The organism is Amycolatopsis tolypomycina (assembly GCF_900105945.1).
Lineage (GTDB): Bacteria > Actinomycetota > Actinomycetes > Mycobacteriales > Pseudonocardiaceae > Amycolatopsis > Amycolatopsis tolypomycina.
This window is the reverse complement of record NZ_FNSO01000001.1, coordinates 267,612-287,871: the sequence shown is the minus strand read 5'-3', so window position 1 is coordinate 287,871 and position 20,260 is coordinate 267,612. Positions and strand designations below refer to the sequence as shown.

3 protein-coding genes are annotated in these 20,260 nt (G+C 74.2%); all 3 read right to left on the bottom strand.

All coding sequences use genetic code 11. The features are described from left to right. Nucleotides 1-12: 12 nt before the first annotated feature. From BLW76_RS01335 to BLW76_RS01325, 3 genes are read right to left on the bottom strand one after another with little or no spacing between them, the layout of a single operon-like run. A complete protein-coding gene (locus BLW76_RS01335) occupies nucleotides 13-5,061 on the bottom strand; it encodes a type I polyketide synthase (protein WP_091304006.1) in 5,049 nt (1,682 codons plus the stop codon). A 32-nt stretch (nucleotides 5,062-5,093) separates the two neighbouring features. Beyond that, nucleotides 5,094-10,313 carry a type I polyketide synthase gene (locus BLW76_RS01330; RefSeq protein ID WP_091304005.1) on the bottom strand — a complete coding sequence of 1,740 codons (5,220 nt, stop codon included), beginning with the start codon at nucleotides 10,311-10,313 and terminating at the stop codon, nucleotides 5,094-5,096. A gap of 10 nt (nucleotides 10,314-10,323) precedes the next feature. Then, on the bottom strand, nucleotides 10,324-20,253 hold the full coding sequence (locus BLW76_RS01325; RefSeq protein WP_482746685.1) for an SDR family NAD(P)-dependent oxidoreductase: 9,930 nt from the start codon (nucleotides 20,251-20,253) through the stop codon (nucleotides 10,324-10,326). Nucleotides 20,254-20,260 lie beyond the last annotated feature (7 nt).

Genomic DNA, 20,260 nt, shown 5'->3' with positions numbered 1-20,260 from the left:
CGCGGACCGGGGTCAGGTGAGACCCAGCTCCTCGTCGATGAAGTCGAGGACTTCGTCGGCGGACGCGGCTTCGAGCCGGTCCGCCAGCGTTGCGCCGTCCGGTTCCCCGCTCACCCCGTTGCACCGGGCCACCAGGCCCTGCAGCCGGAGGGTGAGCCCGGTCTTCGTGGATTCGTCGAGGACCAGCCCGCCGAGCAGCGCCTCGACGTCTTCGAGCCGGGCGTGCACGACCGAGAGCGCGTCGTCGCCGGCGCCGAGCTCGTCGCGCAGGTGCCGGGCGAGGGCCAGCGGGGTCGGGTAGTCGAAGGCGAGCGTGGCGGGCAGTTTCAGCCCGGTGCTCTCCCGCAGCCGGTTGCGCAGGTCGACCGAGGTGAGCGAGTCGAACCCGGCGTCCTTGAACGCGGTGTCGGCGCGGACGGCGTCCGGCCCGGCGTGCCCGAGCACGGCGGCGACCTGGCTGCGCACGAGGTCGACGAGCAGTGCCTCCTGCTCGGGTGCGGCCAGCCCGGCCAGCCGCTGCTGCAGCGAGTCGTCCACTGTGGACGCACCCTGGGCGTGACGGCGGCCGGGGCGGACCAGGCCGCGCAGCAGGTGCGGCACGGCGCCACCGGCCCGCACTTCCCGCAGGTCGAGCTTGACCGGCACCAGCACCGCGGGCTGCGCGCCCAGCGAGGCGTCGAGCAGGGTCATGCCCTCGTCGGCCGTGATCGGGCGGACGCCGCCGCGGCTCATCCGGGCCTGGTCGGTGCCGCCGAGGTGCGCGGTCAGGCCGGTGGCCTGCTCCCACAGGCCCCAGGCCAGCGACAGGCCGGGCAGGCCCGCCGCCCGGCGCTCCGCCATCGCCGCGTCCAGGAACGCGTTCGCGGCCGCGTAGTTGCCCTGCCCGGGCGAGCCGAAGACGCCGGAGCCGGAGGAGAACACGACGAACGCGTCGAGGTCCCGGTCGCGGGTCAGCTCGTCGAGGTGGCGGACGGCATCGACCTTGGGCGCGAAGACCTTGGCGAGCCGCTCTCGTGTCAGTGTCCCGATGACGCCGTCGTCGAGGACGCCCGCGGTGTGGATGACGCTCGCCGGGCGGTGTTCGGCCAGCAGGGCGGCCACCTGGTCGCGGTCGGCGAGGTCGCAGGCGACGACGGACACGTCCGCGCCCTCGCCGGTGAGGTCGGTGACCAGGTCCTTCGCGCCGTCGGCGTCGAGGCCGCGGCGGCTGGCCAGGACCAGGTTCCGCACGCCGTGGTGGGTGACCAGGTGCCGGGCGACGATCTCCCCGAGCACCCCCGCGCCGGAGACGAGGACCGTCCCTCGGAGACCATCCCCGGCGGTGGCCTCAGCGCGGGCGAGGCGCGGTACGTGGAGGGCGGCGCCGCGCACGGCGACCTGCGGCTCACCGGTGGCCAGCACCGCACCCAGCGGCACTTCGCCATCGGTGTCCAGCAGGACGATCCGCTCCGGGTTCTCCGCCTGCGCGGACCGGACGAGACCCCAGACCGCGGCCGCGGCCGGGTCGGTGACCGGCGTGTCACCGGCGGGCACCGCACCGCGCGTCACCACGACCAGGCGTTCCGCTTCGGGCTCGGCCAGCCACGTCTGGAGCTTTTCCAGGACCCGCGAGGTGGCGGTCAGCGGGGCGTCGCCGCCGGGGACCTCCAGCACGTCGGCGACACCGTCGGCCTGCTGACTCCCGGGGAGTTCGATCCAGTTCACCTGGAACAGCGAGTCCCGGGTGGTGCCCGGCTGCCCGACGGACACCGGGCGCAGCACCACTTCCTCCGCCGTGACGACCAGGTTGCCGGCGCCGTCGGTCGCTTCCAGGGAACCGCCGGGCCCGCGCCGGACCCGCAGGGCCGACGCTCCCTCGGCGTGCAGTGTCACGCCTCGCCATTCCATGGGCTGCGACAGGTCTTCGCCGACCAGGGCCGTGTGCAGGAGCGCGGGGTGGATGCCGAACGCGCCGGCGTCCACGTCGTCGGGCAGGGAGACTTCCGCGAAGATCTCGTCGCCGTTCTGCCGCGTGCCCGGCGGCGGCGTCGCCGAGAGCGTGCCGGTGGCGTGCCGGGTCCACTCGTCGCCGGCGTCGTCGGGCTGGGAGTACACCTCCAGGGGGCGTAGACCGTTTTCGTCCGGCCCGCCCACCATGACCTGCACCCGGATCGCGCCGCGCTCGGGCACGATCGGCAGCGCCTCGACGACGAGTTCGTCCAGCACCGGGGTCCCGGCCTCGTCGCCCGCCCGGATGGCCAGCTCGGCCAGTGCCGCGCCGGGCACGACGATGATTTCGTCCAGGGCGTGCTCGGCCAGCCACGGCTGCGTCTTCAGCGACCACCGGGAGGTGAAGACCAGGCCGCCGGTCTGCGGCAGCCGCACCACCGGACCCGCCGCGTCGGCCGCCGTCTCGACGTACCGCAGCCAGTAGTGCCGGTGGTCGAAGGCGTACGTCGGCAGGTCGACGCGGGCGGGCGGCACGAAGGTCGTCCAGTCGACGTCGACGCCGCGGACGAACAGCTCCGCCATCGAAGTCAGCAGCCGCCGGAGGCCGCCGTCGTCCCGCCGCAATGTCCCGACGGCGTCAGCGAGTTCACTGATCGGCTGCACCAGCACCGGGTGAGCGCTGACCTCGACGAACACGCCGTGCCCTTGCTCGATCAGTGTCTGCACCGCCGAGCCGAAGCGGACCTGGTTGCGCAGGTTCCGGTACCAATAACCGCCATCCAGGACACCGTCCCGCACCCATTCGCCGGTGACCGTCGAGAAGAACGGCACCACCGGCGCCTGCGCCTCGATCCCAGCCAGAGTCTCGGCGAGAGTGCCCTCGAGGTCCTCGACGTGCCGGGTGTGGGACGCGTAGTCCACCGCCACCCGCCGTCCGCCGAGGACCTCGACAGCCTCAGTGAGAGCTTCGGCATCACCCGCGATCACCACCGACGACGGGCCGTTGACCGCGGCCACCTCGACCCGGTCGGCCCACGGCGCCAAGCGGGCGACGGCGTCTTCCTCGCTCAGCGCGACCGACGCCATCCCACCGCGGCCGGCCAGCTTCGCCGCGATGGACTGGCTGCGCAACGCGACCACCTTCGCCGCGTCCTCGAGCGACAACGCACCCGACACGCACGCGGCGGCGATCTCGCCCTGCGAATGGCCGAGCACGGCATCGGGAACCACCCCGGCCGAGGACCACACCGCGGCCAGGCCGACCATCACCGCAAAGCACGCGGGCTGCAGGACATCGACCCGCTCGAGGTCGCCCTCACCACGGAGGACGTCGAGCAGCGACCAGTCGATCCACGGTTCGAGGGCGGCCGCGCACTCCTTGATCCGCTCGGCGAACACCGGCGACGCGTCGAGGAGCTCCCGGCCCATGCCGACCCACTGCGAGCCCTGGCCCGGGAACACCCACACGACCTTGCCCGGCGCACCCACCCGACCGGTGACCGCGGCCGTGTTTTCCCCGCGAGCCAACGCTTCCAGGCTCGTCACGGCCTCGTCCCGGCTGCCCGCCACCACGACGGCCCGGTCGTCGAACCGGGAGCGGCCGGCGACCAGCGACCCGGCGACGGCGGGCAGGGGCGCGTCGGATTCGCGGAGGAACGCGGCCAGCCGCCCGGCCTGACCGGCCAGTGCCCCGCGGGCCGACACCACGATCGGCACGACACCGGCGACGGCTTCGGCCGGAGCGGTCTCCTCCTCGGGCGCTTCTTCCAGGATGAGGTGCGCGTTGGTCCCGCTGATCCCGAACGACGAGACCCCGGCCCGGCGCGGACGGCCGTCGCGCGGCCACTCCCGCGCCTCCGTCAGCAGCGAAACCGCGCCGGCCGACCAGTCGACCTCGGTGGACGGCTGGTCGACGTGCAGGGTCGGGGGCAGCACGCCGTGCCGCAGCGCCTCGACCATCTTGATCACGCTGGCCACGCCCGCCGCGGCCTGGGTGTGCCCGAGGTTCGACTTGATCGAACCGAGCCACAACGGTGTCTCGCGGTCCTTGCCGTAGGTGGCCAGCAGGGCCTGCGCCTCGATCGGGTCACCCAGGGTCGTGCCCGTGCCGTGGCCTTCGACGGCGTCTACATCGGACGGTGAAAGCCCGGCTTCGGCGAGGGCGGCGCGGATCACCCGCTGCTGGGACGGGCCGTTGGGCGCGGTCAGGCCGTTCGAGGCGCCGTCGGAGTTGACCGCGATGCCGCGCAGCACCGCCAGCACGCGATGCCCGCGCTCGCGGGCGACCGACAGCCGTTCCAGCGCGATGACGCCGACGCCCTCGGCCAGCCCCATGCCGTCGGCGCTGTCCGCGAAGGCCTTGCAGCGCCCGTCCCTGGCGAGCCCGCGCTGCCGGGAGAAGGACACGAAGGAACCGGGCTGGGCCATCACCATCGCGCCGCCGGCCAGCGCCATCGAGCAGTCGCCGCGGCGCAGGGCCTGCGCGGCGAGGTGCATGGCGACCAGCGACGACGAGCACCCGGTGTCGACGGTGACCGCCGGGCCCTCGAAGCCGAGGACGTACGACACCCGGCCGGACGCGATGCACGGCGCCGCCCCGGTGCCGACGAACCCCTCGAGTTCCGGGGCGACCGTGCCGCCGCCGGCGCCGTAGCCCATGCTCGCGACGCCGGTGAACACGCCGACGTCGCTGCCCTTCAGCGAACGCGGGTCGGTGCCGGTGCGCTCGATGGCCTCCCACGACGTTTCCAGCAGCAGCCGCTGCTGCGGGTCCATCGCGACGGCTTCCCGCGGCGAGATCCCGAAGAACCCGGCGTCGAAGAGCCCCGCGTCGTGGAGGAAGCCGCCCTGGTCGGTGTACGTCGTGCCCGGGCGGTCGGGGTCGGGGTCGACGAGCCCGTCGACGTCCCAGCCGCGGTCGCCGGGGAACGCGGTGACGGCGTCGACGCCGTCGGCCACCAGCCGCCACAGGTCCTCGGGCGAGGCGACGCCGCCCGGGTACCGGCACGCCATGGCGACGATGGCGATCGGCTCCCGCGCCTGGTCCTCGACCTCGCGCAGCCGCGTGCGGGCGTCGCGGGCGTCGGCGATGGCCCGCTTGAGGTAGTCGCGGAGCTGTCCCTCGTCAGCCACTGATCTCAACTCCCAGTCTCACGTGTGCGGTTTCAGTCGAGCCCGTCGACGAGGGCGAAGAGCTCCTCGTCGCTGGCCGTGTCGAGATCGTCGGAGGTGCTCGGCCGGGCTTCCGCCGCCTTGAGCAGTTCCCGCAGCCGGGCGGCGATCCGGTCGCCGTCCGAGGCGGCCGCGATGGCCGTCTCCAGCCCGGCGAGGCCGGCCAGCACCGCGTCGGCCGGGGACGCCTCCTCGACGGCCAGTTCGGTGCGCAGGTGCCGGGCCAGCGCCAGGGGGTTCGGGTGGTCGAAGACCAGCGTCGCGGGCAGTTTCAGGCCGGTGGCCTCGCGCAGCCGGTTGCGCAGCTCCACAGACGTCAGCGAGTCGAAGCCGGCGTCCTTGAACGCCGCGTCCGCGCGGACGCCGGAGCTGCCGGCGTGCCCGAGCACGATGGCGACCTGGCCGCGGACGAGGTCGAGCAGCAGCTTTTCCTGGTCGGCCACGGTGAGCCCGGCGAGCTTGCGGGCCAGGCCGCCGTCCTCGCCCGGTGCCGTGCGTGCCGCCTGCCTGCCCGCCCGGACGAGCCCGCGCAGCAGGTGCGGCACGGTGCCGCCGGCGGCCGCGTCGGCCCGCACTTCGCGGAGGTCGAGCTCGATCGGCACCAGCAGGGCTTCCCCGGCCGCGAGGGCCGCGTCGAACAGCTCCATGCCCTCGGCGGACCCGAGCGCCCGCACGCCGCCGCGGCCTTCACGACGGCTCATCCGGGCCAGGGTCAGGTCGTCGATGGTGCCGGCCATGCCGGTGAGCTGCTCCCACGGGCCCCAGGCCAGCGAAAGCCCGGGGCGGCCGGCCGCGCGGCGGGCGGCCATCAGGCCGTCGAGGAAGGCGTTCGCTGCCGCGTACCCGCCGCTGCCCGCGCCCATGAAGATCGAGGAGGCGGACGAGTAGACGATGAACGCGTCGAGGTCTCCGGTCAGCTCGTCGAGGTGGCGGACCGCGTCGACCTTGGGGGCGAACACCTTGGCCAGCCGGTCCCGGGTCAGTGCGCCGGTGACACCGGCGTCGAACACGCCCGCCGTGTGCACCACCGCCGTCACCGGGTGGTCCGCGAGCAGCGCGGCCACCTGGTCGCGGTCGGCGACGTCGCAGGCCACCACGGACACGGACGCGCCGTGCCCGGTCAGCTCGGTGACGAGGTCTTCGACGCCCTCGGCGTCCGGCCCGCGCCGGCTGGCCAGGACCAGGCGCCGGACGTCGTGCCGGGTGACCAGCGCGCGGGCGGCCAGCGCACCCAGCGTCCCGCCGCCGGAGACGAGGACCGTCCCGTCCGGCCGGAACGTCAGCGGTGTCTCGGCCGGTTCGGTGACGCGGGCGAGCCGGGGCACCGAGAACGTGGTCCCGCGCCACGCGAGCTGCGGCTCGCCGGTCGCCAGCGCGGCTTCCAGCGGCACGTCGCCGTCGGTGTCGAGCAGCACGATCCGGTCGGGGTTCTCCGACTGGGCGGCCCGGACCAGGCCCCACACCGCGGCCCCGGCCGGGTCGGTCACCTCGCGGACGGCACCGCGGGTCACCACGACCAGCCGGGCGTCTTCCGCCGCCTCGGCGAGGAACGCCTGCACGGCTTCCAGCACCCGGGTGGTCAGGACCAGGGGCTCCCCGCCGACCGCTTCCAGCACCTCGGCCTGCCCGGCAGGCGCCACACTGTCCACAATGGTCAGTTCGGGCCAGTCCACCCGGTACAGCGAGCCGGTGCGCGCGGTGTCGAGCTGGTCGAGAGCGACCTCGCGCAGGATCAGCGAGTCCATGGTGAGCACCGGGGCGCCGGTCTCGTCGGCGGCCTCGACGGTCAGCGCGTCCGGCCCGCCGGGCGCGACCCGGACCCGCAGCCCCGCGGCGCCCACGGCGTGCAGCGCCAGCCGGTTCCACGAGAACGGCATCACGGATTTCCCGGGCTGCCCCGACGCGGCCGCGGCGATCGTCCCGGTCTGCAAAGCCGCGTCGAGCAACGCGGGGTGGAGGCCGAACCGGGCGGCGTCCTCCCGGCGGTCGTCGGGCAGGGCGACCTCGGCGAAGACCTCGCCGTCGCGTTGCCACACCGCCCGCACGCCCTGGAACAGCGGCCCGTACGCATATCCGCGTTCGGCGAGGTCCTCGTAGAAGCCGCCGATCTCGACGCGCTGCCCGCCCGGGGGCGGCCACGCGGTGAAGTCGAAGCCGCCGGTCGGGCCCGGCGTCGCCGAGACCGTGCCGGTCGCGTGCCGCGTCCACACGTCGTCGCGCCGGGAGTGGATGTCGACCGTGCGGGAGCCGTTCTGGTCCGGGCCGCTCACCGTGACCTGGACGCTGACGCCCGGGGCGGGCACGACGAGCGGCGCTTCGGTGACGAGTTCGTCCAGCACCGGGCAGCCGGCTTCGTCGCCGGCCCGCACGGCCAGTTCGACCAGGCCGGTGCCGGGGAAGAGCACCACGCCGCCGATGGTGTGGTCGGCCAGCCAGGGGTGTGTCCGCAGCGACAGGCGCGAGGTGAACACCAGGCCGTCCGACTGCGGCAGCGGCACGACCGCGCCGAGCAGCGGGTGCCCGGCCGGTGCCTGGCCGAGCGAGACGGCGTCCGCCTGCTCGGCCGGCCGGAGCCAGAAGTGCTGGTGGTCGAAGGCGTACGTCGGCAGGTCGACGCGCGCGGGCGGCACCAGCGTCGTCCAGTCCACGTCGACGCCGCGGACGAACAGCTCCGCCATCGACGTCAGCAGCCGCCGCAACCCGCCGTCGTCCCGCCGCAGCGTCCCAACGGCATCGGCGAGTTCACTGATCGACTGCACCAGCACCGGGTGCGCACTGACCTCGACGAACACGCCATGCCCCTGCTCGATCAACGCCTCGACCGCAGCGCCGAACCCAACCTGGTTACGCAAGTTCCGGTACCAGTAACCGCCGTCCAGGACACCGCCCTGCACCCATTCACCGGTCACCGTCGAAAAGAACGGCACCACGGGCGCCTGCGCCTCGATCCCGGCCAAGGTCTCGGCGAGCGTGTCGCGGATGTCCTCGACGTGCCGGGTGTGGGACGCGTAGTCCACGGCGACCCGCCGACCACCGAGAGCTTCGACGGCCTCGGTGAGCGCTTCGGCGTCACCCGCGATCACGACCGAGGCGGGACCGTTGACTGCCGCGATCTCGACACGGCCCTCCCACGGCGCCAGCCGGGCAGCCACCTCGTCGTGGCCCAACTGCACCGACGCCATGCCACCGCGGCCGGACAGCTGCGCGGCGATCGCCCGGCTGCGCAGGGCCACCACCTTCGCCGCGTCGTCCAGCGACAACGCCCCCGAGACGCAGGCGGCCGCGATCTCACCTTGGGAGTGCCCGAGCACCGCGTCCGGCCGTACCCCCACGGACTCCCACACCGCGGCCAGCCCCACCATCACCGCGAAACACGCGGGCTGGAGCACGTCGACGCGGTCCAGGTCGCCGTCACCGCTCAGGACGTCGAGCAGCGACCAGTCGGTCCACTGGTCCAGGGCGGCCGCGCACTCCTTGATCCGCTCGGCGAACACCGGCGACGCGTCGAGGAGCTCCCGGCCCATGCCGGCCCACTGCGTCCCCTGGCCCGGGAACACCCAGACGACCTTGCCCGGCTTGCCCGCCGTCCCGGTCACGACACCAGGCGCGGCCGCACCGCGGGCCAGGGCACCGAGGCCCGCGCGGGCTTCCGCCTCCGAACCGGCCACGACGACCGCGCGTTCCTCCAGCACCGCGCGCCCGGACACGAGCGCCCCGGCGAGCTGCCCCAGTGGCACGTCCACCCCGGTCAGCCGTTCGGCCTGCCCGGCCAGGGAACCGGTGCTGCGCGCGGACACCACCAGCGGGACGACGTCCGGGGACGACGGCACCGCGACCGCGGGCTCCTCGGGCGCTTCTTCGATGATCAGGTGCACGTTCGTGCCGCTGACGCCGAACGACGACACCCCGGCCCGGCGCGGCCGCGAGCCGCGCGGCCAGTCCCGGGCTTCCGTCAGCAACGAGACCGCACCCTCGGACCAGTCGACCTGCGCGGTGGGCTCGTCGACGTGCAGGGTCGGCGGCATGACGCCGTGCCGCAGCGCCTGGACGACCTTGATCACGCTGGCCACGCCCGCGGCGGCCTGGGTGTGGCCGATGTTCGACTTCAGCGAGCCGAGCCACAACGGCGTCTCGCGCTCCTGACCGTAGGTGGCCAGCAGCGCCTGCGCCTCGATCGGATCGCCGAGGCTCGTGCCGGTCCCGTGCGCCTCGACAAGGTCCACATCGGACGGTCCGAGTCCGGCGTCGGCCAGCGCGGCGCGGATGACGCGCTGCTGCGAAGGGCCGTTCGGGGCGGTGAGGCCGTTGGACGCGCCGTCCTGGTTCACCGCGCTGCCGCGCAGGACGGCGAGGACGTGGTGCCCGCGCTGCCGGGCGACCGACAGCCGTTCCAGCACGACGACGCTGATGCCCTCGGCGAGCACCATGCCGTCGGCACCCGAGGCGAAGGCCCTGCACCGGCCGTCGGCGGCCAGGCCCCGCTGCCGCGAGAAGACGACGAAGGAGTCGGGGCCCGACATCACCATCGCGCCGCTCGCGAGGGCCATCGAGCAGTCGCCCCGCCGCAGCGCCTGCGCGGCGAGGTGCATCGCGACCAGCGACGACGAGCACGCCGTGTCGATCGTGACCGCCGGGCCTTCGAACCCGAAGACGTAGGACACCCGGCCCGACGCCACGCTCGACGCCAGCCCGGTGCCCGCGAAGCTCTGCATCTCCGGCCCGGCCAGGCCACCGCCGTAGCCCGAGCCGCCGGCGCCGGTGAACACGCCGACGTCGGTGCCCTGCAGCGACGTCGGGTCGAGGCCGACGCCTTCCAGTGCTTCCCAGGACGCCTCCAGGAGCAGCCGCTGCTGCGGGTCCATGGCCAGTGCCTCGCGCGGCGAGATCCCGAAGAAGCCCGGGTCGAACAGGGCCGCGTCGTGGAGGAAGCCACCGCGGTCGGTGTACGACGTGCCCGCGTGGTCGGGGTCCGGGTCGAACAGGTTCTCCAGGTCCCAACCGCGGTCGGCCGGGAACTCCGAGACGGCGTCGCCGCCCTCGGCGACCAACCGCCACAGGTCGCCGGGTCCGGTGACGCCGCCGGGCAGCCGGCAGGCCATGCCGACGATCGCGATCGGCTCGCGGGCGGCGTCGACCCGCTTCTTCAGCGTGCCGACCTCTTCGAGGGACTTCCGCAGCGCCTCGACGACCTTTTCATACGACGCACTCACCACTTGCTCCCCATCACTCGTCGCCGAAAGCCAGTTGCACGAGGTCGTCGACACCCAGTTCGGCGATCGACGGCTCCTCGGTCGCGGCGGACGCCAGCGCGTGCCGCAGCCGGTCGCCGTTGGTCCCGTTGTGCCCGTTGGTCTCCGGGACCAGCCGCGCGCTCAGGAACCGCGCCACCGCCAAGGGGTTCGGGTAGTCGAAGACCAGCGTGGCGGGCAGCTTCAGCCCGGTCGCCTGGCGCAGCCGGTTGCGCAGTTCCACCGACGTCAGCGAGTCGAACCCGGTGTCCTTGAACGCCGTGTCCGCGCGCACCGCGTCCGGCCCGTCGTAGCCGAGCACGACCGCGACCTGCCCGCGCACCAGGTCGACGAGCCGCGCCTCCCGCTCGGCCGGGGCGAGCCCGGCCAGTCCGTCGTCCACAGTGGACACCGAGCGGACCTGGCTCCTGGCCGGCCGCACCAGGCCGCGGAACAGGACCGGGACCGTGCCCGCCCGCATCGCCGCGAGGTCGAGCTTGATCGGCACGAGCAGCGACTCGTCCGTCCGCAGCGCGAGGTCGAACAGCGCCAGGCCCTCTTCGCGGGTCAGTTCCAGGACGCCGTTGCGGCTCGCCCGCGCGTGGTCGACGTCGCTGAGGTGCGCCGCCATGCCGCTGCTGCGTTCCCAGAGACCCCAGGCCAGTGACAGGCCGGGCAGGCCCGCGGCCCGGCGGCTCGCCATGGCCGCGTCGAGGAAGGCGTTCGCCGCCGCGTACGGGCCCTGGCCGCCGCCGCCCAGCACACCCGCGACGGACGAGAACACGACGAACGCGCCGAGGTCCCGGTCGCGGGTCAGCTCGTCGAGGTGATGCGCGGCGGTGACTTTGGCCGCGTAGACGTTCGCGAGCTGGTCAGGGGTCAGCGCCTCGATCACGCCGTCTTCGAAGACACCGGCCGTGTGCACCACCCCGGTCAGGTCCGGCAGGTCCGCGACCAGCGCGGCCACCTGGTCCCGGTCCGAGACGTCACAGGCCACAAAGGACACATCTGCGTCGGCCAGGTCGGCGACCAGGTCCTTCGCACCCTCGGCGTCCGCGCCCTGCCTGCTGGCCAGCACGAGTTTCCGCACGCCGTGCCTGCCGACCAGGTGCCGGGCGACGAGGGCGCCCAGCGATCCCGCACCCGAGATCAGGACGGTCCCGTCCGGGTCGAACGCGGCGGGCGCGTCCGCGATCCGGGTGGCGCGGGCCAGGCGGGGCACGAGAAGCGTCGTGCCCCGGACCGCGAGCTGCGGCTCACCGGAGGCCAGTACGGCGCCCAGCGGGATCTCGCCGTCAGTGTCGAGCAGGACGATCCGGTCCGGGTGCTCCGCCTGCGCGGACCGGACCAGGCCCCACACCGCGGCCGCGGCCGGGTCGGTCAGCGTGCCGTCGCCGCCGGCGGGCACGGCCCCGCGCGTGACGACGACCAGGCGTTCCGCTTCGGGTTCGGCCAGCCACGCCTGGAGCTTCTCCAGGACCCGCGTGGTCGCCGCCAGCGGCGAGTCGCCCGCGACCACCTCCAGCACCTCGGCGTCCTCCGCGGTGGCCGTCACCCGGCCCATGGGGAGTTCGGTCCAGTCGACGCGGAACATCGCGTCGTGGCCCGCGGCGCCCAGCTGCTCGGCCGAGACCGGCCGGGACACCAGCGAGTCCATGGTCAGGACCAGGCCGCCGGTTTCGTCGGCGGCCTCGACCGACAGCGCGTCCGAGCCACTCGGCGCGAGCCGGACCCGCAGCGCCGACGCACCGGCCGCGTGCAGGACCAGGCCGTTCCACGCGAACGCCAGCACCGGCTCGCCGGGCTCAGCGCCGACCGTCGCGGCCTGCAAAGCCGCGTCGAGCAGTGCCGGGTGGACGCCGAACCGGCCCGCGTCCTTGCGCAGGTCCTCGGGGAGGGCGACCTCGGCGAACACCTCGTCACCGCGCCGCCACGCCGCCCGCAGGCCCTGGAACGCCGGCCCGTACCCGTACCCACGCTCGGCCAGGTCTGCGTAGAAGGTCTCGACGTCGACGCGCTCGGCGTCCGCGGGCGGCCAGGCCCGGAAGTCGAACGCCGTGCCCTGGCCGGGAGCCGTCGACAGCACGCCGGTGGCGTGCCGCGTCCACGAGCCGCCGTCGCGCCGCGAGTAGACGTCCACCGTGCGTGAGCCGGTCTCGTCCGGGCCGCTCAGCGTGACCTGGACGCGGACCGCGCCCTGGGCGGGCACGACCAGCGGCGCCTCGATGATCAGCTCGTCGAGCGCGGTGCAGCCGGCTTCGTCGCCGGCCCGCACGGCCAGCTCGGCCAGCCCGGAACCGGGGAGGATCACCACGCCGCCGACCACGTGGCCGGCCAGCCACGGGTGCGTCCGCACCGACAGCCGCGAGGTGAAGACCAGGCCGTCGGACTGCGGCAGCTCGACGACCGCGCCCAGCAGCGGGTGGTCGGCGGCCGCCTGGCCCAGCGAAGCCGCGTCGGTGGCGGATTCGGCGGGCCGGAGCCAGTAGTGCCGGTGGTCGAAGGCGTACTTCGGCAGGTCGACCCGGCCCGCCTGCGGCAGGACCGCGGTCCAGTCGAGCGCGACGCCCCGCACGTACAGCTCGGCCATCGACGTCAGCAGGCGGCGCAGGCCACCGTCGTCGCGCCGCAGCGATCCGGTCACCACGGCGTCGTCGCTGATCTCGCTGAGCGGCTGGACCAGCACCGGGTGCGCGCTGACCTCGACGAACACGCCGTGGCCCCGGCGCACCAGCTCCGCCACCGCCGGGCCGAAGCCGACCCGGTTGCGCAGGTTCCGGTACCAGTAGCCACCGTCGACGACCCCGGCTTCGGTGATCCAGTCGCCGGTGAGCGTGGAGAAGAACGGGACCGCCGGAGCCTGCGCCTCGATCCCGGCCAGGGTTTCGGCGAGGAGGTCCTCGATGGCTTCGACCTGGTTGGTGTGGGACCCGTAGTCGACGGCGACCCGCCGGACGCGGACGTCCTGACCGGTCAAGGCTTCGACGACCTCGTCGAGGGCCCGGGCTTCCCCGGCGATCACCACCGAGGTCGGGCTGTTGACCGCGGCCACCTGGACCCGGTCGGCCCACGGCGCCAGCCACGCGGTCGCGTCTTCTTCGCTCAACGCGACCGAGGCCATGCCGCCGTGGCCGGCCAGCCGGGTGGCGATCGCCTGGCTGCGCAACGCGACGACCTTGGCCGCGTCCGGCAGCGACAACGCTCCCGACACGCAGGCGGCGGCGATCTCGCCCTGGGAGTGGCCGACGACGGCGTCCGGCCGCACCCCCGCGGACTGCCACACCGCGGCCAGGCCGACCATCACCGCGAAGCTCGCGGGCTGCACCACGTCGACGCGGTCCAAGTCACCTTCGCCGCGCAGGACGTCCAGCAGCGACCAGTCGACCCACGGTTCCAGCGCGGCCGCGCATTCGGCGACCCGCGCGGCGAACACCGGAGACTCGTCGAGGAGCTCACGGCCCATGCCCGCCCACTGGGAGCCCTGGCCCGGGAAGACCCAGACGAGCTTGCCCGGCGAACCCGCCCGGCCGGTGACCACCGCGGCCGTGTCTTCGCCGCGGGCCAGCGCGGCCAGGCCCGTCACGGCTTCCTCGCGGGAACCCGCGACGACGACCGCGCGCTCGGTCAGCGCGGCCCGGTCGGTCACCAGCGCCCGGGCGACGCCCGCCAGCGGGACGTCACCCTCGACCAGCGAGGCGAGCCGGCCCGCCTGAGCGGCCAGGGAAGCCGTGCCGCGGGCGGAAACCACCACCGGCACCACCGGCACCTCGGGCGTGGGCACCGGCTCTTCGGCGGGCGCCTCTTCCAGGATCAGGTGGGCGTTCGTGCCGCTGACGCCGAACGCGGACACCCCGGCCCGGCGCGGACGGCCGGTGCGCGGCCACTCGCGAGCCTCCGTCAGCAGTTCGACGGCACCGGCGGACCAGTCGACCTCGGGCGTCGGTTCGTCGACGTGCAGTGTCGGCGGCAGAACCTCGTGGCGCAGGGCCTGGACCATCTTGATCACGCCCGCGACCCCCGCCGCGGCCTGCGCGTGGCCGATGTTCGACTTGAGCGAGCCCAGCCACAACGGCGTCTCACGGTCCTTGCCGTAGGTCGCCAGCAGGGCCTGGGCCTCGATCGGGTCACCCAGGGTGGTGCCGGTGCCGTGCGCCTCGACGACGTCCACATCGGACGGTGCCAGCCCGGCGCTCACCAGCGCCCGGCGGATCACCCGCTGCTGCGAAGGCCCGTTCGGGGCGGTGAGGCCGTTCGAAGCGCCGTCCTGGTTGACCGCGCTGCCGCTCAGCACGGCCAGGATCCGGTGGCCGCGTTCGCGGGCCACCGACAGCCGTTCGAGGATGACCACGCCGACGCCTTCGGCCCAGCCGGTGCCGTCGGCCGCGGCGGCGAACGCCTTGCAGCGCCCGTCCACGGCGAGGCCGCGCTGGCGGGAGAACTCCACGAACGCCCCGGGGTTCGCCATCACGGTCGCGCCGCCCGCCAGGGCCATCGAGCATTCGCCCTGGCGCAGCGACTGCGCGGCGAGGTGCATCGCGACCAGCGACGACGAGCACGCCGAGTCGATCGTCACCGCCGGGCCTTCGAAGCCGAACACGTACGACACGCGGCCGGACGCCACGCTCGACGAACCGCCGGTGCCCGCGAAGCCCTCCAGCTCCGGGGTGACGACGCTGTCCCCCGGCGCGACGTAGCCCTGGCCGAACATGCCGGTGAACACGCCGACGTCGTCGCCCTTGAGCGAAAGCGGGTCGACCCCGGCGTCTTCCATGGCCTCCCAGGACGTCTCCAGCAGGAGCCGCTGCTGCGGGTCCATCGCGACGGCCTCGCGCGGCGAGATCCCGAAGAAGCCCGCGTCGAAGAGGCCGGCTTCGTGCAGGAACCCGCCGTGCCGGGTGTAGGTCTTGCCCGGGACCGCCGGGTCCGGGTCGTACAGGCCGTCGGTGTCCCAGCCGCGGTCGGCGGGGAACTCCGAGACGGCGTCCCGGCCCTCGGCCACCAGCCGCCAGAGGTCCTCGGGGCCGGTGACCCCGCCCGGCAGGCGGCAGGCCATGCCGACGATGGCGATCGGCTCGCCGAGGTCGGCCTTCGCGGCCGTCGTGGTCACCGCCGGCTCGGCCGCGCCGCCGAGTTCTTCGCGCAGGAACTTGGCCAGGGCCTGGGGGTTCGGGTAGTCGAAGACCAGCGTGGCGGGCAGCTTCAGCCCGGTCGCCTCGCGCAGCCGGTTGCGCAGTTCGACCGCGGTCAGCGAGTCGAAGCCGGCGTCCTTGAAGGCGGTGTCCACGCGGACGGCACTCGCGTCGGCGTACCCGAGCACGACCGCCACCTGCGCCCGGACCAGGTCGAGGAGCCGGGTGAGCTGGTCGGCCGGGCTGAGACCGGCCAGCCTGCCGTCCACAGTGGACGCTGTCCGGGCCTGCCTGCGGCCAGGGCGGACCAGGCCGCGCAGCATGTGCGGCACGGTCCCGCCCGCGCGGAGGTCCAGCTTGGCGGGCACCAGCAGCGACTCGCTCGAGCCGAGGGCGGCGTCGAACAGGTCCATGCCCTCGGCCTGCGTCATGATCTGGAGGCCGCCGCGGCGGCTCATCCGGGCGCGGGTGGCCTCGTCGGTGTTGGCGGCCATGCCGGTGCTCTGGTCCCACAGGCCCCAGGCCAGCGACAGGCCCGGCAGGCCGGCCGCCCGGCGGTTCGCCATCAGGCCGTCCAGGAAGGCGTTGGCCGCGGCGTAGCTGCCGCTGCCCGCGCCCATGAACACGGCGGAAACCGAGGAGTAGACGACGAAGGCGTCGAGGTCCCGGTCCCGGGTCAGGTCGTCGAGGTGCCGGACGGCGTCGACCTTCGGCGCGAAGACCCGGGCCAGCCGCTCGCGGTCGAGCGTCCCGATGACACCGGCGTCGAGGACACCGGCGGTGTGCACGATGGCGGTCGGCTGGTGCTTGTCGAGCAGTGCGGCCACCTGAGCGCGGTCGGAGACGTCACAGGCCACCACCGAAACGTCCGCGTCCAGATCGGCCACGCCCTCGGTGTCCCGGCCGCGCCGGGAGGCCAGGACCAGCCTCCGCACCCCGTGGCGCTCCACCAGGCGCCGGGCCACCAGGCCGCCGAGCGCGCCGGCACCCGAGATCAGGACCGTCCCGTCCGGGCGGAACACGGGCTCCCCGCTCTGCTCCGCGCGGGCGATCCGGGGCACGAAGAACTTCCCGCCGCGCACCGCGAGCTGCGGCTCGTCGCTGGTCAGGGCCGGGATCTCGCCGTCGGTGTCGACCAGGAAGATGCGGTCCGGGTTCTCCGCCTGGGCGGCCCGGACCAGGCCCCACACGGCCGCTCCGGCCGGGTCGGTCACCACGCCGTCGCCGGCCGGGACGGCACCGCGGGTCACCACGAGCAGCCGCGCGTCTTCCGCCGCTTCGGTGAGGAACGCCTGCACGGCTTCCAGCACCCGGGCGGTCAGGTCCAGTGGCTCCTCGCCGAAGGCTTCGACCACCCGGTCCGGCACCGCACCGTCCACAAGGGGCAGTTCGGTCCAGTCGACCCGGTACAGCGAGCCGGCGCGGGTCCGCCCGGCCGAGAGTTCCCGGCCCACCACCGGACCAGCGGTGACGACCAGGCCACCCGTTTCGTCGGCCGCTTCGAAGGACACGCCGGGCACCAGCCGCACCCGCAGGGCCGAGGCGCCCGCGGCGTGCAGAACCAGGCTGTGCCACTGCGCCGGCTCCTCGCCCTCCGCGAGGACCGGACGCACGGCCGCGTCCAGCAGCAGGGGGTGGATGCCGAACGCGCCGGCGTCTTCCGGCAGGGCGACCTCGGCGAAGATCTCGGTGTTCTCGCCACTGCCACGCCGCCAGAGACCGTCGGCCTCCTGCGCGCCGGCCGGGGGCCAGGCGGTGAAGTCGAACGGCTCGTGCGCCGGAGCCGTGGCGGACAGGTGCCCGGTGGCGTTCCGGGTCCAGTCCTCGTCGCCTTCGCGCTGGGAATACACCTCGACCGTGCGCTCGACGAGCACGACCTGCACGCGCAGGCCGCCGCTTTCGGGCAGGACGAGCGGAGACTCGACGGTCAGGTCGTCGAGGACCGGGCACCCGGCTTCGTCACCGGCCCGCACGGCCAGCTCCACGAGCGCGGCTGCCGGGACGCCGTCGGCCAGCCACGGGTGCGTCCGGACCGACAGGCGCGAGGTGAACACGAGGCCGTCCGACTGCGGCAGCGGCAGGACGGCACCCAGCAGTGGGTGGCCGGCCCCGGCCAGGCCGAGCGCGGGCGCGTCGGCCGCGGCGGGCGGGCTGAGCCAGAAGTGCTGGTGGTCGAAGGCGTACGTCGGCAGCTCGACGCGCGCGGGCGGCGCCATCGTGGTCCAGTCGACCGGGACGCCGCGGACGAACAGCTCGGCCATCGACGTCAGCAGCCGCCGCAACCCGCCGTCGTCCCGCCGCAGCGTCCCAACAGCGTCGGCGAGTTCACTGATCGACTGCACCAGCACCGGGTGCGCACTGACCTCGACGAACACGCCATGCCCCTGCTCGATCAACGCCTCGACCGCAGCGCCGAACCCAACCTGGTTACGCAAGTTCCGGTACCAATAGCCGCCGTCCAGGACACCGCCCTGCACCCACTCGCCGGTCACCGTCGAAAAGAACGGCACCACGGGTGCCTGCGCGTCGATCCCGGCCAAGGTCTCGGCGAGCGTGCCCTCGATGTCTTCCACGTGCCGGGTGTGGGACGCGTAATCCACCGCCACCCGACGACCGCCGAGAGCTTCGACAGCCTCGGCGAGCGCTTCAGCGTCACCCGCAACCACCACCGACGACGGCCCATTCACCGCCGCGATCTCGACACGGCCCTCCCACGGCGCCAGCCGAGCAGCCACCTCGTCGTGGCCCAACTGCACCGACGCCATGCCACCGCGACCCGACAGCTCCGCCGCGATCGCCTGGCTGCGCAACGCGACGACCTTGGCCGCGTCCTCGAGGGACAGTGCGCCGGACACGCAGGCCGCGGCGATCTCGCCCTGGGAGTGGCCCAGGACCGCGTCCGGCACGACACCCACCGACGCCCACACGGCCGCGAGCCCGACCATGACGGCGAAACTCGCGGGCTGCAGCACGTCGACCCGGTCCAGCAGGCCGGTCTCGCCGCGCAGGACGTCCGGCAGGGACCAGTCGATCCACGGCTCCAGCGCGGCCGCGCACTCTTCGACCCGCTCGGCGAACACGGGGGACGTGTCCAGGAGCTCCCGGCCCATGCCGGCCCACTGGGTCCCCTGGCCGGGGAACACCCAGACGGTCTTGCCCGGCATGCCCGCGGTGCCACTGACCAGGCCGGGCGCGCTCTCGCCGCGGGCCAGCGCGGTCAGTCCCGCGCGAGCCTCCTCGGCGGATTCCGCCACGACGACGGCCCGGTCGGTCAGCGTCGCGCGGGTCGACAGCAGGGCACCCGCCACGCGGGCCAGCGAGACGTCCCCGTCGAGGAACGCCGCCAGCCGTCCGGCCTGGCCCGCCAGGGAACCGGTGCTGCGCGCGGAAATCACCACGGGCACCACGCCGTCGGGCACGTCGGCCTCGGGGGTTTCGCCGGCGGGCGCCTCTTCGAGGATCAGGTGCGCGTTGGTGCCGCTGATGCCGAACGACGAGACGCCGGCCCGGCGCGGGTGGCCGTTGCGGGCCCACTCGCGGCCCTCGGTCAGCAGCTCGACCGCGCCCGCGGACCAGTCCACCTGCTTGGTGGGCTCCTGGACGTGCAGGGTCGGCGGCAGGGCGTCGTGCCGCAGCGCCTGCACCATCTTGATGACGGCGGCGACGCCCGCGGCGGCCTGGGTGTGGCCGACGTTCGACTTCAGCGAGCCGAGCCACAACGGCGTCTCACGGTCCTTGCCGTAGGTGGCCAGCAGGGCCTGGGCCTCGATCGGGTCACCCAGCGCCGTGCCGGTGCCGTGCGCCTCGACGACGTCCACATCGGACGGTCGCAGGCCGGCGCCCGCCAGTGCCGCCCGGATCACCCGCTGCTGCGAAGGCCCGTTCGGGGCGGTCAGGCCGTTCGAAGCGCCGTCCTGGTTGACCGCGCTGCCCCGCAGCACGGCGAGCACCTGGTGCCCGCGCTCACGGGCCACCGAAAGCCGTTCGAGGACGACGATCCCGACACCCTCGGACAGGACCGTGCCGTCCGCGCCGTCGGCGAAGGCCTTGACCCGGCCGTCCTCGGCCATGCCCCGCTGCCGCGACATGCCGATCACGCCGATCGGCGAGCCCATCACGGCGACCCCGCCGGCCAGTGCCATCGAGCACTCCCCCGCCCGCAGCGCCTGCGCGGCCAGGTGGATCGCGACCAGCGACGACGAGCACGCCGTGTCCACCGTGACGGCCGGGCCCTCGAACCCGAAGGTGTAGGAGACGCGGCCCGAGGCGACGCTGCCGGCGGTGGCGGTGGTGACGAAGCCTTCGAGTTCGGCGGGCATGTTGCTCAGGGACTCGAGGTAGTCGTGGATGGAGACGCCGGAGAAGACGCCGACGGCGTCCCCGCGGGCCTTGGTCGGGTCGATGCCCGCGCGCTCCAGGGCTTCCCAGGACGCTTCGAGCAGCAGCCGCTGCTGCGGGTCCATGGCCAGGGCTTCGCGCGGCGAGATCCCGAAGAAGCCCGGGTCGAACAACGCGGCCTCGTGCAGGAAGCCGCCCTGGCGGATGTAGGCCGTTCCCGGACGTTCCGGGTCCGAGTCGAACAGGCCCTCCAGGTCCCAGCCGCGGTCTTCGGGGAACGGCGACATGCCGTCGCGGCCTTCGGCGACCATCCGCCACAGGTCGTCCGGGCTCATGACGCCGCCGGGCAGGCGGCAGGCCATGCCGACGATGGCGATCGGCTCGTCCGCGTCCGCCTTGGTGGTGGTCACCGGCGTGGCCGCCGCGCCCGCGACCGTCTCGCCCAGCTCCTCGCGCAGGTGGCGG